Consider the following 14,210-nt stretch of genomic DNA (forward strand, 5'->3'; position numbering starts at 1 on the left):
TCGGTCTCCCCCACGCTCGGCTTCGCTCGCGCGGGGGCACCCCCATCGCTCCGCGTCGACTCCCTCCTCCGCCTTGCAGCTGCACGCACCAGACCCCGCTCGGGTAGGCCAAGACGCACCGCAGCTCACAGCCGGGCTGATCCAAACGACAGGCCCTAGGTCGCGTCGCGGGGCAGGCGGGACTTTGCGGACACGGCCTAGGGCCGCAGCGCGGGTCAGATGAGCGGCCGGGGCTGCGTCAACTCGTCGTAGACACTGAGCACTTGGGCGACGGTGTCGTCCTCCGTCGGCCAGGTGGCCGCCTGCCGTACGCCCCGCTCGCGCAGCAGCTCACGCCGCTCCGGATCGCCGAGCAGCCGTACGACGGCCTCGGCGAACGCCTCCGCGTCCCCGGCCGGGACGAGTTCGGCCGCGTCGCCGACCAGCTCGGGGACCCCGCCGACGGCGGTCGCGACGAGTGGCACCCGCGCGTGCAGGGCCTCCTGCGCGAGCACGGACCGCGACTCCCGGCAGCCCGGCAGCAGCGCCAGATCGGCGGCCGCGAGCAGCGCGCCGATGTCGTCCCGCCGCCCGACCAGCCGCACCGGCAGCAGCTCGTCCTCGATCCGGCCCTGCAACTCCGCCCGCAGCGGGCCCTCCCCCGCGACCACGACCACCGGCACGGGATCCAGCGCCCGCCAGGCCCGCGAGGCGTCCAGCAGCAGGTCGTACCCGCGCTGCCGGTCCAGCGAGCCGACCGCCAGCAGCAACGGCCGTCCGATCGCGCCGAGTTCGGCCCGCACCTTGGACCGCTGCCGGTCCGGGTCGCCGCGCTCCACCGCCGTGCGCGAGCCCGGCAGGGCGACGGCGGCGAGCCGCGCGTCCCGCGCACCCGTGCGGCGCGCCCGGTCCACCAGGTCCGAGCTGGTGCCGAGCACCACGGCGGCGGCCTTGACCACCCGCCGCTCCAGCACCCGCAGCAGATGCCCCCGCGCCCCCTCGGCATGCGCCCGGTTGTGCCAGGTCACGACCAGCGGGATGCGTTTGCCGCTGAGCGCCAGCACCGCGCGGAAGGAGGCGTGCAGCCCGTGCGCGTGCACCAGATCGGCGTCGGCGCAGGCCGCCCGCAGCGCGGCCACGGAGACGGGATCGCTGCTGCGCGGGATGTGCACATGCTGGGCGCCGGCCCCGGTGAAGTCGTAGGCGTGATCGGCCTCGTGGGGGGCGCACACGGTGACCCGCACGCCCCGTGCGACAAGCCCCGCGGCCAGCGAGCGGACATGCGCGCTGCTGCCGGCGTTGCCGCCGCCCAGCACCTGCACGGTGCGCAGCGACGACTGGCCGTGCGGTGAGTGGCTGCTCACGGGGGTCACGTGGCCGGGCTCCTGATTCGGCGTCGGTCGATCACGACGGTCACGGAGAAACGTACAGAACGAACGGGCGGAGGGGGTGTACCGCACGGCGTCCTCCCCGTACTCCGCCAAGGATGCCAGTCCGTACGCCCGTTCCGGGAACGCCGCACACCCGAGCGCCGCCCGCGTCCGGGGCAACGCGCCACCGCACATCCCCCACATGAGTGAACCGGTGCCGCGCGGGAGTGACCTGGCGTCCCTCTCCCGTGACCCGGTCCTCAGGCGTGGTCCCGCGCCCCGCACCCGGGCCCCGGCCGCTCACCCCCGCGCGCCCGCGAGCGCGCTCACCCGCTCCCCGCACACGGCGGCGGCCACCACCGCCGCGGCATGCGCGACCAGTCCCGCGCGTCCGGCCCCCGCCACCACGGCGGCACCCAGCGCCGCACCCAGCGCGTGCGCCCCGGCGTCGCCGATCATCGACCGCTCCTCGAGATCGTCCGGCAGCACGGCCCCCGCCGCCCCCATGGCAGCGGCGGCCAGCTCCGCCCCCGGCCCCTTCCGCAGCAGCCCCGGCACCCCGAGCCCGAGCACGGCCCCGACGGCCCGCCCCGGCCGCACGTCCAGGAGGTTCACGAGGTGAGCGGCTCCGGCGATCACCACGCCCGCCAGCACCTTGTCCGCTGCCCGCTCCTTCATCAGCGCCCCCGCGAGCAGCCCGGCGGCGGAGATCCCGAACAGCTTGACGGCACCGCTGGTGAGCTCGCCGTCGCGGAGCGCGGAGAGGTGCGCGCGGAAGCCGCGCCGCGGGTCACCGGCTCCCCTGAAGTCGTCGTACGCCCCACAGGCCCCCGCGACCGCCACGGCCACCCCCGCGACGGGCCGCACCCGCGCGGCGGCGAGCGCGGTGGCGAGGGCTGTGGCGGGGCCGGCGTAGAGGTCGACGGTGCGGCCGGCGTGGTTCTCGCGTTGCCAGCGGGACGGGCCGCCGGGGGTGGTGGAGCGGAGGGCGGCGGTGGTGGTGCGGGTGAGAAGACCGGAGATTCCCAGGGAAACGATCATCCACTCACCCTAGAAGGAACCCGGGGGCCGCGGAGCGGTCAAAGCCGGGGGCCGCGGAGCGGCCCGAACAGCTACCCGGCGTCGGGGACTTTCGCCGCCGCCAACAACTCCTCCGCATGCGCCCGAGCAGTCTCCGAGTCCTCCTGCCCCGCCAGCATCCGGGACAACTCCCGAACCCGCTCCTCCCCTTCCAGCACCTTCACCCCGGACCGAGTCACCGACCCGTCATTGGTCTTCTCCACCAGCAACTGCCGATCGGCGAACGCGGCCACCTGTGGCAGATGCGTCACGACGACAACCTGCGCCGTCTTCGCCAGCTTCGCCAGCCGCCGCCCGATCTCCACCGCGGCCTTGCCACCGACACCCGCGTCGACCTCGTCGAAGAGATACGTCGGCACGGGATCCGTCCCCGCGAACACGACCTCCACGGCCAGCATCACCCGGGACAGCTCACCCCCGGACGCCCCCTTGGCGATGGGCCGCGGCGGCGCCCCCGGGTGGGGCGCGAGCAGCAGCTCGACCTCGTCGACGCCAGAGGGCCCGTACGCGACCGTACGCCCACCGACCTCGACACCCTCGGGATCCTCGGTCTGCCGGATGGCGAAGGACACGCGCGCATGAGGCATGGCCAGCGAGGCCAACTCGGCGGTCACCGCGGCGGCGAACCGCTCTGCGGCCTCGCTCCGCGCGTCCGTCAGCGCCTGCGCGAGCCCGCCCAGTTCGGTCCGCAGCGCGTCCCGCTCGGCGGTCAGCTCCTCGATCCGCGTGTCGTCGCCGTCCAGCTCGGTCAGCCGCGCGGCACTCCGCTCGGCCCAGGCGAGCACGGCGGCGACGTCCTCGCCGTACTTCCGCGTCAACGCGGTCAGCGCGGCCCGCCGCTCCTCGACCGCCGCGAGCCGCAGCGGATCGGCGTCGAGATCGTCGGCGTACCCGGCCAGCTCCCCGGCCACATCCCCCAGCAGGATCCCGATCTCCCCGATCCGCTCGGCGAGCGCGGCCAGCGCCGGATCGTGCGACCGTACGGCCTCCAGGGCCCGGTGTGCGCCCGCGACGAGCGTCGAGGCATCGACACCCTCGGGGTCCTCCGGATTGCCCGCGAGAGCGGCGTGTGCGGCCGCGGCGGCGGACGCCAGCGCCTCGGCGTGCCCCAGCCGCTCGGCCTCCTCCGCCAGCTCGGTGTCCTCTCCGGCGCGCGGTTCGACGGCGGCGATCTCGTCGAGCCCGTAGCGCAGCATGTCGGCTTCCTGAGCCCGCTCACGCGCGCGCGTGGTGATCTCTTCGAGCTCGGCGGAGACGGCCCGCAGCCGCTTGTACGCCTCGCCGTACTTGGCGAGCGGCACGGCGACCGCGTCCCCGGCGTACCGGTCGAGCGCCTGCCGCTGCCGGGACAGCTTCAGCAGTCCCTGCTGATCGGTCTGACCGTGCACGGCCACCAGCTCGTCGGCCAGCTCCGCCAGCAGTCCCACCGGCACGGACCGCCCGCCCAGATGCGCCCGCGACCGTCCCTCGGCGGAAACGGTACGGCTGATCAGCAGCGCCCCGTCGTCCAGCTCGGCCCCGGCCTCCTCGGCCCGTACCGCCACGGAGGCGTCCGCCGACAGCGCGATCCGCCCCTCGACGACCGCTTTCTCGGCCCCGATCCGCACCAACGCCGGGTCCGCCCGCCCACCGAGCAGCAGGCCCAGACTGGTGACCACCATGGTCTTGCCCGCACCCGTCTCACCGGTGACAGCGGTGAACCCGGGCGACAGCTCGACCACGGCGTCGTCGATGACTCCGAGCGACCGTATCCGCATCTCCTCCAACACGGACAAGACCATACGAGGTCCGAGTCGGCGAGTGCGACCACCCCACCCTTGTCACCCGCGTGAGCGCACGCCCTCAGGGGCGCGGGGAACTGCGCGACCAGCCACAACGACCCCGCACCCGCCCACGGCGAAGAACCACCCTCTCGGATGGCGCCCTTCGACTAGTGCGGCGCCCCCCGCCACCCGGACACGGGCAACGCGAACTTCGCGACCAGCCGATCGGTGAACGAAGCGTGATGCAGCCGAGCCAGCCGCACCGGCACAGCCCCCCGCCGCACCTCGACCCGCGCCCCCGGCGGCAACTCCACGGTCCGCCGCCCGTCACACCACAACACACCCGGCGGAATATGCGGCAGAACCTCCACCGCCAGCACCGAATCCGGCGAGGTCACCAACGGCTTCGCGAACAGCGCGTGCGCGGAGATCGGCACCATGAGCAGCGCCTCCACCTCCGGCCACACCACAGGCCCACCCGCGGAGAACGCGTAAGCCGTGGACCCAGTGGGCGTGGACAGCACGATCCCGTCGCACCCGAAGCCCGTCACCGGCCGCCCGTCGATCTCCAGCACAACTTCCAGCAGCTTCTCCGCGCCGGCCTTCTGCACCGCCGCCTCGTTCAGCGCCCAGTCGGTGTGCACGATGTCGCCGTTGCTGTGCACGACGACGTCGACGGTCATCCGCTCCTCGACCTCGTACGCCCGCGTCACCACCCGGTCGACGACCTTGTCCAGATCATCCCGCTCGGCCTCGGCGAGGAACCCCACCCGCCCGAGATTGACGCCCAGCATCGGCACCCCGGAGGCCCGGGCGAACTCCGCCCCGCGCAGCAGCGTGCCGTCCCCGCCCAGCACGATCAGCAGCTCACACCCGTCGAGGCACTGCGGAGTGGCCTCCTTGACCAGCTCCACCTCGTCCGGCAGCGGCAGGTCCCGGGCCTCGTACTCCAGGACCCGCACCCCGATGCCAGACCTCAGGAGCCCCTTCACCACGAGCTCGGCGCTGCGAATGGCCGCCGGACGCCCGGTGTGGGCCAGCAGGAAAACAGTACGAGCTCGGTTCGATGTCAACGCGGCCCCTCCGCCACTGCACGGTCAACGTCGGCCGGGTCCAGCTCCGGAGCACCGGCCCGCAGCCACAGAAAGTACTCGACATTCCCGGAAGGACCGGGCAGCGGACTGGCGGTGACACCCTTCACCCCGAGCCCCAGCTCCCACGCCTTCTCGGCCACTCCCCGCACGGCCTCCGCCCGCAGCTCCGGACTCCGTACGACACCCCCGCTGCCCAGCCGCTCCTTCCCCACCTCGAACTGCGGCTTGACCATCATCACCAGATCGGCGTCCGGCCGCACGCACCGCACCAGCGCGGGCAGCACCAGTCCGAGCGGGATGAAGGACAGATCCCCCACGACCAGATCCACAGGTTCTCCGTCGATCGCCTCGAGCGTCAACTCCCGTACGTTCGTACGGTCCTTGACGGTGACGCGTTCATCGCTCTGCAGAGTCCAGGCCAGCTGCCCGTAGCCGACGTCGACGGCGACGACGTGCGCCGCGCCCGCGCGCAGCAGCACATCCGTGAAACCACCCGTGGACGCGCCAGCGTCCAGCGCCCGCCGCCCCTCGACGACCAGCCCCTGCGGCACGAAGGCCTTCAGCGCCCCGGCGAGCTTGTGGCCGCCCCGGGAGACGTACTCGGGGTCGTTGTCGTCGGAGGCGACGACGATGGCCGCCGCGGTCTCCACCTGCGTGGCGGGCTTGGTCGCGACGGTCTTGCCGACGGTGACCCGCCCGGCGGCGATCAGCTGGCTGGCGTGCTCGCGCGAGCGCGCGAGCTTCCGGCGGACCAGCTCCGCGTCGAGACGGCGGCGTGCGACTCCTGCCACGTTCGGTTCAGCTCCTATTGCCATACGTCGACGGGGGCGCCGGAGGTCCCGGGCGGGCGTCGAGCGCGGTGAGCGCGTCGCGCAGCCCCCGATGTACATCCTCGTACACCTCGACGTGTCCGTCCGTGGCGAGGTGGTCGGCGTCGGCCAGCCGGTCCAGCGCGGTGTCGACGTCGGCGTTGCCGGTGGGGGTGCGGGGCACGCCCAGCGGGGCCGGGGCGGCGGGATCGTGGGCCGGCTCCTCCACCGGCTGATCCGGCTCCTCCACCGCGGGCACTTCGTCGTTCATGCCCCGACGCTACCTCGAAGCCCTGGGGTACCGTCGATCCCGATGGCCACGATCGAGGAGTGCCGCAGCGCACTCGACAAGCTCTCGGAGAACATGCAGCACTCCGAAGGGGACGTCCGCGAGGCGGCGGCCCTGGACCGCTCGGTGAGCTGCCACATCAAGGACCTGGACGTCACCTTCGTCGGCCGGATGACCGGCGGCCGGATCGAGGTGCACGACACCGTCCAGGGCCCGCCCCCCGAGAAGGCGCAGATCCGGCTCGCGATGACCGGGGACGACCTGGTCGCGCTGGTCGACGGCGAGCTGCACTTCGCCCGGGCCTGGGGCTCGGGCCGGGTGAAGCTGGAGGCGAGCCTGACCGACCTGTTCCGGCTCAGGAAGCTGCTGTAGCTCAGGAAGCCTCTGAGCCGGCTCAGGAAGCCTCGGTGGCCACCACGCGCGCGCGTGCCTTGCGCGCGGCCGGCACCACCAGCGGCGTACCGGTCTCCGGGTCGTCGATGACCTGGCAGCGCAGCCCGAACACCTCCTCGACCAGCTCGGCCGTGACGATGTCGTTCGGCGCGCCCTGCGCGATCACCTTGCCGCCGCGCAGCGCGATGAGGTGGGTGGCGTAGCGGGCGGCGTGGTTCAGGTCGTGCAGCACGGCGACGAGCGTGCGGCCCTGCTCCTCGTGCAGCTCGGCACAGAGGTCGAGGACGTCGATCTGGTGCTGGATGTCCAGGTAGGTGGTCGGCTCGTCGAGCAGCAGCAGCGGCGTCTGCTGGGCGAGCGCCATCGCGATCCACACCCGCTGCCGCTGGCCGCCGGACAGCTCGTCGACGTACCGGTCCGCCAGCTCGGCGACCCCGGTCTGGGCCATGGACTCCTGGACGACCCGCTCGTCCTCCGTCGACCACTGGCGCAGCAATCCCTGGTGCGGGTACCGGCCGCGGCCGACCAGGTCGGAAACCGTGATGCCGTCCGGCGCGATCGACGACTGCGGCAGCAGGCCGAGGATGCGGGCGACCTTCTTCGCGGGCATCGACTGGATGACCTGCCCGTCGAGCAGCACCCGTCCCTGGCTCGGCTTCAGCATCCGCGACAGCGCCCGCAGCAAAGTGGACTTGCCGCACGCGTTCGGACCGACGATCACGGTGAAGGAGTTGTCGGGGATCTCCACCGAGAGCTGTTCGGCGATGACGCGCTGGTCGTAGGCGAGGGTGACGTTCTCGGCGGAGAGACGGTTCACGGTGCTCCTTCGGTTGTTCAGGGAGGGGGCGCTCATATCCGGCCCGCCCGGCGCTCGGTGACCAGCAGCCACAGCAGGTAGACGCCGCCGACGACGCCGGTGACCACGCCCACGGGCAGCTGGTCGGCGCCGAAGATCCGCTGCGAGGCCCAGTCGGCGGTGACCAGGAGAGTGGCGCCCATGCACAGCGACGGCAGCAGGTTCGGCCCGGGCGACCGGGTCAGGCGCCGGGCGAGCTGCGGCGCGGTGAGCGCCACGAAGCTGACCGGGCCGGCGGCGGCGGTGGCGGCCGCGGTGAGCAGGACGGCGGACACCATCAGCAGCATCCGTACGCGCTCCACGCGCACCCCGAGCGCGTTGGATATGTCGTCGCCCATCTCCATCATCCGCAGCCCGCGCGCGTTGCCGAAGACGAGCGGGACGAGGACGGCGCACAGGGCGAGCAGCGGCCAGACCTGCGCCCAGTCACGGCCGCTGAGGGAGCCGGTCATCCAGACGATGGCGCGGGAGGCGTCGACCAGGTCGGCCTTGGTCATCAGGTAGCCGTTGACGGCCGTGGCGATCGCCATGACGCCGATACCGACCAGAACCAGTCGATAGCCGTGCACGCCCCGCTTCCAGGCGAGCACATAGATGGAGAGCCCGGTCACCAGACCGCCCACCAGGGCACCGACAGTGACCTCGGAGGCGCTGCCGGAGAACAGCACGATCACCACGAGTGCCCCGGCCGTCGCCCCCTGCCCGAGGCCGAGGATGTCCGGACTGCCGAGCGGGTTGCGGGAGATGGCCTGGAACAGCGCACCGCCGAGGCCGAGCGAGGCACCGACCAGCAGGCCGACGAGGACCCGCGGCAGCCTCAGCTCGTTGACGATGAACTCCTGTCCGGCGTTGCCGTCGCCCATCAGCGTCTTCAGTACGTCGGCGGCCGGGATCGGGAAGTCGCCGGTACCGATGAGCAGCACGCTCGCGGCGAACGCGGCGATCAGCAGCAGGACCACGACCGTGACGGCCCGAACGTCGAGCCGCACGGAGAGCCCGCCGGGCGTACGCAGAGCACGAGCGGCGGTCTTCTCGGTCTTCACGGTCTTCTCGGTATTCACAGCTGGGCCGTCCTCCGCCGTCGTACGAGAAAGATGAAGACCGGGCCGCCGAGGATCGCGGTGACGATACCGACCTGGAGCTCGGCGGGCCGGGCGACGACCCGGCCGATGACATCGGCGCCGAGCAGCAGCACCGGCGACAGGACGGTCGCGTACGGCAGGATCCAGCGCAGGTCTGGGCCGGTGAAGGAGCGCACGACGTGCGGCACCATCAGCCCGACGAACACGATCGGCCCGCAGGCGGCGGTGGCGGCCCCGCACAGCACGGTGGCGGCGAGCATGGCCAGCGCCCGGGTGCGGTTGAGGTGGGCGCCGAGTGCCTTGGCGGTGTCGTCCCCCATCTCCATGGCGTTCAGCGGCCGGGCGAGGCTCAGCGCGAGCACCATGCCGACCGCCATGAACGGCAGCACCTGAAGGATGGTGTCGTTCGTCGCCGAGGTCAGCGAACCCACCGTCCAGAACCGCATCCGGCCCAGCGCCGCCTCGTCCAGGATCATCACGGCCTGGAGATAGCCGTAGAGGGCGGCACTGATGGCGGTGCCGGCCAGCGCCAGCCGTACGGGCGTGGCTCCCCGGCTGCCGCCGAGGAACCAGACCAGCGCACCGACGGCGGCCGCACCACAGAACGCGAACCACACATAGCCGCTCAGGCTGGTGACGCCGAGAAACGTGATGGCGCTGACGACCGCGGCGGAGGCACCGGCGTTGATGCCGAGCAGTCCCGGATCGGCCAGCGGATTACGGGTCAGCGCCTGAAGCACGGCACCGGCCAGGCCGAGCGCGGCTCCGGCCAGCAGACCGAGAAGGGTCCGGGACAGCCGGTCCGCCACGACGGTGTCGCCATAGGTCCCCGAATCCTCGAACAGGCCGTGCCAGACCTGCTCCAGCGACAGCCCGCGGGCGCCGATCGCGATACTCGCCAACGCGACGACCACGAGGAGCACCACGGAGACGAGCAGCCCAACGGCCCGTATCGCCCGGCGTTTCGGGGGCGCGGGAGCGGTCACCGCGCGCTGTTCGGGAGGACTTTCAACCAACACGTGGTTAGGTTAGCCTACCCTGCCATCCGATCAAGATCACGGGCATCACCCAGCTGCGGGCCGTCGTGCCGCAGGGGCGGCACGGGTGCGCGCAGCGGCACCCGGCCGGCGCCGGCGAGCGCCCCCACACCCGGCTGGCACAAACGCCGCGCACCGTCCGACTCACAGCCCCAACCGAGCCAACGCCTTCCCCCCGTCCAGCTCACACACACCCTCGCCGGCCACCGTCCAAGCCACGGCACACAACGCCCGCAACCCATCCAGCGCCGAACCCTCCCCCACCAGCTCCAGCCGCTCCTCCCCCGCCGTGGCCATCCATCCCCCACACCGGAACCCACCCCCGGCCTCGACGACCTCCGGCTGCCCACTCAGCAACCCCCGCAGATCCGCGTCCACATACGTCGGCCGATGCCGCGGCCCCGCAGCCAGCAACTGCGCGCCATCCGTCACCCCGGTGAGCACCAGCAGCGAATCGACACCCCCGTTGAACGCCCCCTCGATATCCGTGTCCAGCCGATCCCCCACCACCAGCGGCCGCTCCGCCCCGGTCCGCAGAATCGTCTCCCGGTGCATCGGCGGCAACGGCTTCCCCGCCACCCGAGGCTCCGCCCCGGTAGCGATCCGCACCACCTCCACCGCGGCCCCGTTCCCCGGCGCGATCCCCCGCGCGCTCGGAATCGTCAGATCAGTGTTCGACGCGAACCACGGCACCCCCCGCGCAATGGCATAACAAGCCTCGGCAAACCGCCCCCACGGCAGCTCCGGCCCGCCATACCCCTGCACCACCGCCACGGGATCCTCGTCCGCCGACTCCACCGGCACGAGCCCCCGCTCCCGCAGCGCCACCCGCAGCCCCTCACCACCGACCACCAGCACCCGCGCCCCCGCGGGCACCTGCTCGGCGATCAGCCGCGCCACCGCCTGCGCGGAGGTGATCACGTCGGACGCCTCCGCGGGTATCCCCAGCTCCGTCAGGTGCGCGGCCACCGCGTCCGGTGTGCGCAGCGCGTTGTTCGTGACGTACGCCAGGTGCATCCCGCCCGCCCGGGCCGCCGCCAGCGACTCGACCGCGTGCACGATCGCGTGCCCGCCCGCGTACACCACCCCGTCCAGATCGAGCAGCGCCGTGTCGTACGCCTCGCTCAGCACCCGCTCACTGCCCGCAGGCCGCGTCCTGACGCTCTGGCCGCTCATGCACACCGCTCCTCGTCCGCCTACGCTCGCTTTCCCCCGATCATCCCTCATGCCACTGACACACGTACGATGCCGGGATGAAGACAGCAGGTCACTCGGAAGCAACGGCGCGCCGAGGCCTGGAACTCACCCCGTTCCGAGGCCTGCGCTACGACCCCGACCGGGTCGGCAGCCTGGCGGCCGTGACATCCCCGCCCTACGACGTCGTCGTCCGTCCCGACGGCCTGCACCACCTCGAGGCCGCGGACCCCCACAACATCGTCCGCCTCATACTTCCCCAGGCGGCCACCCCCACCGAGCGCAACGAGCAGGCCGCCGACACCCTGCGCCGCTGGCTCGCCGACGGCGTCCTCACCGCCGACCCCGAGCCCGGCTTCTACGTCTACGAGCAGCACGACAACGCCGGCCTCCTGCAACGCGGCATCATCGGCGCCCTGCGGGTCTCCGATCCGGCGGAATGCGTGGTCCTGCCGCACGAGGACGTCATGCCGCACGTCGTCGCCGACCGCGCGGCCCTGATGCGGGCCACCGAGGCGAACCTCGAGCCGCTCCTGCTGACCTACCGCGGCAACGGCTCCGCCGCCGACACCACCGCCCTCATCGAGCACATAGCCGACCTGCCCCCGCTCCTGGCCACCACCACGGAGGACGGCTTCCACCACCGCCTGTGGGCCGTCACCGACCCCGCCGACGTGGCCCGCGTCCAGGCCGACCTGGCCCGCCACCAGGCCCTCATCGCCGACGGCCACCACCGCTGGGCCACCTACCGCCGGCTCCGCGCGGAGCACCCGTCCCCCAGCCCCTGGGACTACGGCCTGGTCCTCCTGGTCGACACGGCCCGCTACCCCCTGCGCGTCCGCGCCATCCACCGCCTGCTGCACGGCCTGCCCGTCGCCGGAGCCCTGGCCGCCGTGGACGGCCTGTTCCGCGTACGCCGCCTCGAAGCGCCCCTCACCGAGGCCCTGACCGCCCTGGGCGAAGCCGCCCGCGACGGCAACGCGTTCCTCCTCGCCGGCGACGGCGCCTTCCACCTGATCGACCGCCCGGACCCCGCCCTCCTGGCCCGCACGGTCCCCGCCGACCGCCCCGAGGCCTGGCGCTCCCTGGACGCCACCGTCCTGCACGCCACCCTCCTCGACCACGTCTGGCGCATCCCCGAGGACTCCCCGGCCCATATCGCCTACATCCACGACGCGGCCGCCACCGTGGCCAAGGCGGAACACGACGGCGGTACGGCCGTCCTGCTGCACCCGGTCCGCGAGGAGGTCGTCCGCGACCTCGCCCGCCAGGGCGTCACCATGCCCCGCAAGTCCACGTCCTTCGGCCCGAAACCGGCCTCGGGCCTGGTCCTGCGCGCCCTGAACGTCTGAAACCCGGACATGCGAAAGGGGCGGGATCCGCACGGGGATCCCGCCCCTTCACTCACCGAGGTCAGTCCCGGCCGCCGTCCTTGCCCTCTTCCGGCTCAGTGCCGGCCGCGTCCTCGTCCAGCGCGTCGACGAACTCGACCCCGTCCAGCTCGGCGAGCCGGTCCGAAGCGTCCGTGCTGCCGTCCCGGTCGGCCTCGACGGCCTTCGCGAACCACTCCCGCGCCTCACGCTCCCGCCCGGCCGCGAGCAGCGCGTCGGCGTACGCGTACCGCAGCCGCGCGGTCCACGGGTGTACGGCGCTGGAGGCCAGCTCCGGGCTCTGCAGCGTCACGATGGCCGCGTCCAGCTGCCCCATGTCACGCCGGGCGCCGGCCGCGACGAGCCGCATCTCCACCTGCCCGGCCTTGTCCAGCTTGTGCACCTCGGGCGCACCCGCCATGTCCAGGGCCTTCTCCGGCCGCCCGAGCCCACGCTCGCAGTCGGCCATCAGCGGCCACAGATCCACGGTCCCGGTCATCCGCCGCGCCGCGCGGAACTCGGCCAGCGCCTCGGCGTACTTCTGGTTGGCGTACGCCGCGAACCCGGCCGCCTCACGCACCGCGGCGACCCGCGACGCCAGCCGCAGCGCCACCTTGGAGTAGCCGTACGCCCCCTCCGGGTCCTCGTCGATCAGCCGAGCGACCATCACCAGGTTCTTGGCGACATCCTCCGCGAGCGTCTTCGGCAGGCTCTGCAGCTCCTGGCGTACGTCCTTGTCGATCTCGTCGCCCGTGACGTCCTCGGGGATCGGCAGCCGCTTGATCGGCTCACGGTCGCGATCCCGCTCCCGCTCCTCACGGAACCGCCCACCGCCGCGCCGGTCGTCGCCGCCCCGGCCACGGAAGCCACCGGGCCGCCCGCCCCGGTCGTCCCGACGCGGCCCACGACCGCCCCGGTCGTCACGGCCCCGGAACCCACCGCGCTCGTCCCGACGGTCATCCCGCCGGAACCCACCACGGTCGCCGTCCCGCCGGTCGTCCCTGCGGTCGTCACGCCGGTCATCGCGCCGGTCGTCCCTACGGAAGCCACCACGGTCCCCGCGGTCGTCCCGACGGTCGTCCCGCCGGAAACCACGGTCACGGTCGTCCCCACGGAACCCACGGTCGCGGTCGTCACGCCGGTCGTCACGCCGATCATCGCGCCGGTCGTCGCGTCGGCCGTAGCCGCCGCCCCGGCTGTCGTCACGCCGGAACCCACCACGGTCGCCGCGGTCCTCACCCCGACGGCCGTAGCCCCCGCGGTTGTCGTCACGCCGGAAGCCGGGACGGTCACCACGGTCATCCCGGCGGAACCCGCGGTCGCGGTCGTCACGCCGGTCGTCCCGACGCGGCCCACGGTCACGGTCGTCGCCACGCCGGTCGTCACCGCGCCGGTCGTCACGCCGGTCATCGCGCCGGCCGTAGCCGCCACCGCGATGGTCATCACGACGGAAGCCGCCTCGGTCATCACGACGGAAGCCGCCCCGGTCACCACGGTCTCCGCGCTCGCCACGGTCACCACGGTCACCACGGTCACCTCGGTCGTCGCGGCGGTAACCGCCACGCTCGCCGTCCCGACGGCCATAGCCGCCACGGTCACGGTCGTTCCGGTCACCACCGCGACGGAAGCCGCCGCGGTCGCCGCGATCCCCACCATCCCGGCGTCGCTGATCGCGCTCCGGACGGTCGTCGGGAGAGTTGGTGGACATCGGTGACTCCTGTCTTCGGTACCGCAAGCATTGTAAAAACAAAAGGACCCCTGGTCCCAGCTGAACGCTGGTGACCAGGGGTCCTCCAAAGATTGTTCGGCGGCGTCCTACTCTCCCACAGGGTCCCCCCTGCAGTACCATCGGCGCTGTGAGGCTTAGCTTCCGGGTTCGGAATGTAACCGGGCG

The 14,210-nt window shown here is 72.9% G+C and carries 15 protein-coding genes and 1 rRNA gene; 3 read left to right on the forward strand and 13 right to left on the reverse strand.

All coding sequences use genetic code 11. From position 1 onward, the window contains the following. Positions 1-215: 215 nt before the first annotated feature. From ACZ42A_RS25675 to ACZ42A_RS25700, 6 genes are all read right to left on the reverse strand, one after another. Positions 216-1,352 (reverse strand): glycosyltransferase family 4 protein, encoded by a 1,137-nt coding sequence (locus tag ACZ42A_RS25675; RefSeq protein WP_468529597.1) that lies wholly within the window; start codon positions 1,350-1,352, stop codon positions 216-218. Between the two features lie 297 nt (positions 1,353-1,649). Next, a complete protein-coding gene (locus tag ACZ42A_RS25680; protein ID WP_468529598.1) occupies positions 1,650-2,390 on the reverse strand; it encodes a hypothetical protein in 741 nt (246 codons plus the stop codon). A gap of 71 nt (positions 2,391-2,461) precedes the next feature. Then, positions 2,462-4,210 (reverse strand): DNA repair protein RecN, encoded by a 1,749-nt coding sequence (gene recN / locus ACZ42A_RS25685; RefSeq protein ID WP_468529599.1) that lies wholly within the window; start codon positions 4,208-4,210, stop codon positions 2,462-2,464. Positions 4,211-4,359: 149 nt separating this feature from the next. Further along, positions 4,360-5,265, reverse strand: a complete 906-nt coding sequence (locus tag ACZ42A_RS25690) for an NAD kinase (protein WP_468529600.1) — start codon at positions 5,263-5,265, stop codon at positions 4,360-4,362. Then, on the reverse strand, positions 5,262-6,077 hold the full coding sequence (locus ACZ42A_RS25695; protein ID WP_468529601.1) for a hemolysin: 816 nt from the start codon (positions 6,075-6,077) through the stop codon (positions 5,262-5,264). Before ACZ42A_RS25695 ends, ACZ42A_RS25690 begins: the two co-directional genes overlap by 4 nt. A 7-nt stretch (positions 6,078-6,084) precedes the next feature. Then, positions 6,085-6,366 (reverse strand): hypothetical protein, encoded by a 282-nt coding sequence (locus tag ACZ42A_RS25700; RefSeq protein ID WP_468529602.1) that lies wholly within the window; start codon positions 6,364-6,366, stop codon positions 6,085-6,087. A gap of 42 nt (positions 6,367-6,408) precedes the next feature. Between ACZ42A_RS25700 and ACZ42A_RS25705 the strand changes: the two genes are divergently transcribed. Continuing rightward, positions 6,409-6,756, forward strand: a complete 348-nt coding sequence (locus ACZ42A_RS25705; protein WP_468529603.1) for an SCP2 sterol-binding domain-containing protein — start codon at positions 6,409-6,411, stop codon at positions 6,754-6,756. Between the two features lie 22 nt (positions 6,757-6,778). Here ACZ42A_RS25705 and ACZ42A_RS25710 read toward each other — a convergent pair whose 3' ends face one another. The 4 genes from ACZ42A_RS25710 to ACZ42A_RS25725 all read right to left on the reverse strand — a co-directional run bounded on the left by ACZ42A_RS25710 (position 6,779) and on the right by ACZ42A_RS25725 (position 10,928). Further along, positions 6,779-7,630 carry an ABC transporter ATP-binding protein gene (locus ACZ42A_RS25710; RefSeq protein ID WP_468529604.1) on the reverse strand — a complete coding sequence of 284 codons (852 nt, stop codon included), beginning with the start codon at positions 7,628-7,630 and terminating at the stop codon, positions 6,779-6,781. Beyond that, positions 7,627-8,676: a FecCD family ABC transporter permease gene (locus tag ACZ42A_RS25715; protein ID WP_468529605.1), complete on the reverse strand. Its 1,050-nt coding sequence runs from the start codon at positions 8,674-8,676 to the stop codon at positions 7,627-7,629. The genes ACZ42A_RS25710 and ACZ42A_RS25715 overlap by 4 nt, the downstream gene beginning before the upstream one ends. Before the next feature lie 14 nt (positions 8,677-8,690). Then, positions 8,691-9,734 carry a FecCD family ABC transporter permease gene (locus ACZ42A_RS25720; RefSeq protein WP_468529606.1) on the reverse strand — a complete coding sequence of 348 codons (1,044 nt, stop codon included), beginning with the start codon at positions 9,732-9,734 and terminating at the stop codon, positions 8,691-8,693. A 162-nt stretch (positions 9,735-9,896) separates the two neighbouring features. After that, positions 9,897-10,928: an HAD hydrolase-like protein gene (locus ACZ42A_RS25725; protein WP_468529607.1), complete on the reverse strand. Its 1,032-nt coding sequence runs from the start codon at positions 10,926-10,928 to the stop codon at positions 9,897-9,899. Positions 10,929-11,005: 77 nt separating this feature from the next. Here ACZ42A_RS25725 and ACZ42A_RS25730 point away from each other — a divergent pair, with 77 nt between their 5' ends. Next, on the forward strand, positions 11,006-12,298 hold the full coding sequence (locus ACZ42A_RS25730) for a DUF1015 domain-containing protein (RefSeq protein ID WP_468529608.1): 1,293 nt from the start codon (positions 11,006-11,008) through the stop codon (positions 12,296-12,298). A gap of 61 nt (positions 12,299-12,359) precedes the next feature. Here ACZ42A_RS25730 and ACZ42A_RS25735 read toward each other — a convergent pair whose 3' ends face one another. Together ACZ42A_RS25735 and ACZ42A_RS25740 are read right to left on the reverse strand one after the other, a co-directional pair. Then, on the reverse strand, positions 12,360-13,091 hold the full coding sequence (locus ACZ42A_RS25735; RefSeq protein ID WP_468529622.1) for a tetratricopeptide repeat protein: 732 nt from the start codon (positions 13,089-13,091) through the stop codon (positions 12,360-12,362). Then, positions 12,983-13,759 carry a hypothetical protein gene (locus tag ACZ42A_RS25740; RefSeq protein WP_468529624.1) on the reverse strand — a complete coding sequence of 259 codons (777 nt, stop codon included), beginning with the start codon at positions 13,757-13,759 and terminating at the stop codon, positions 12,983-12,985. The genes ACZ42A_RS25735 and ACZ42A_RS25740 overlap by 109 nt, the downstream gene beginning before the upstream one ends. On the opposite strand from ACZ42A_RS25740, the gene ACZ42A_RS25745 reads away from it, so the two are divergent. After that, a complete protein-coding gene (locus tag ACZ42A_RS25745) occupies positions 13,752-14,030 on the forward strand; it encodes a hypothetical protein (RefSeq protein ID WP_468529625.1) in 279 nt (92 codons plus the stop codon). The two genes, ACZ42A_RS25740 and ACZ42A_RS25745, sit on opposite strands and share 8 nt — an antisense overlap. Positions 14,031-14,118: 88 nt before the next feature. Here the strand turns inward: ACZ42A_RS25745 and rrf are convergent. After that, positions 14,119-14,210 (reverse strand): 5S ribosomal RNA (gene rrf / locus ACZ42A_RS25750); the annotation flags it as partial.

Source organism: Streptomyces sp. NPDC030838, assembly GCF_055572035.1.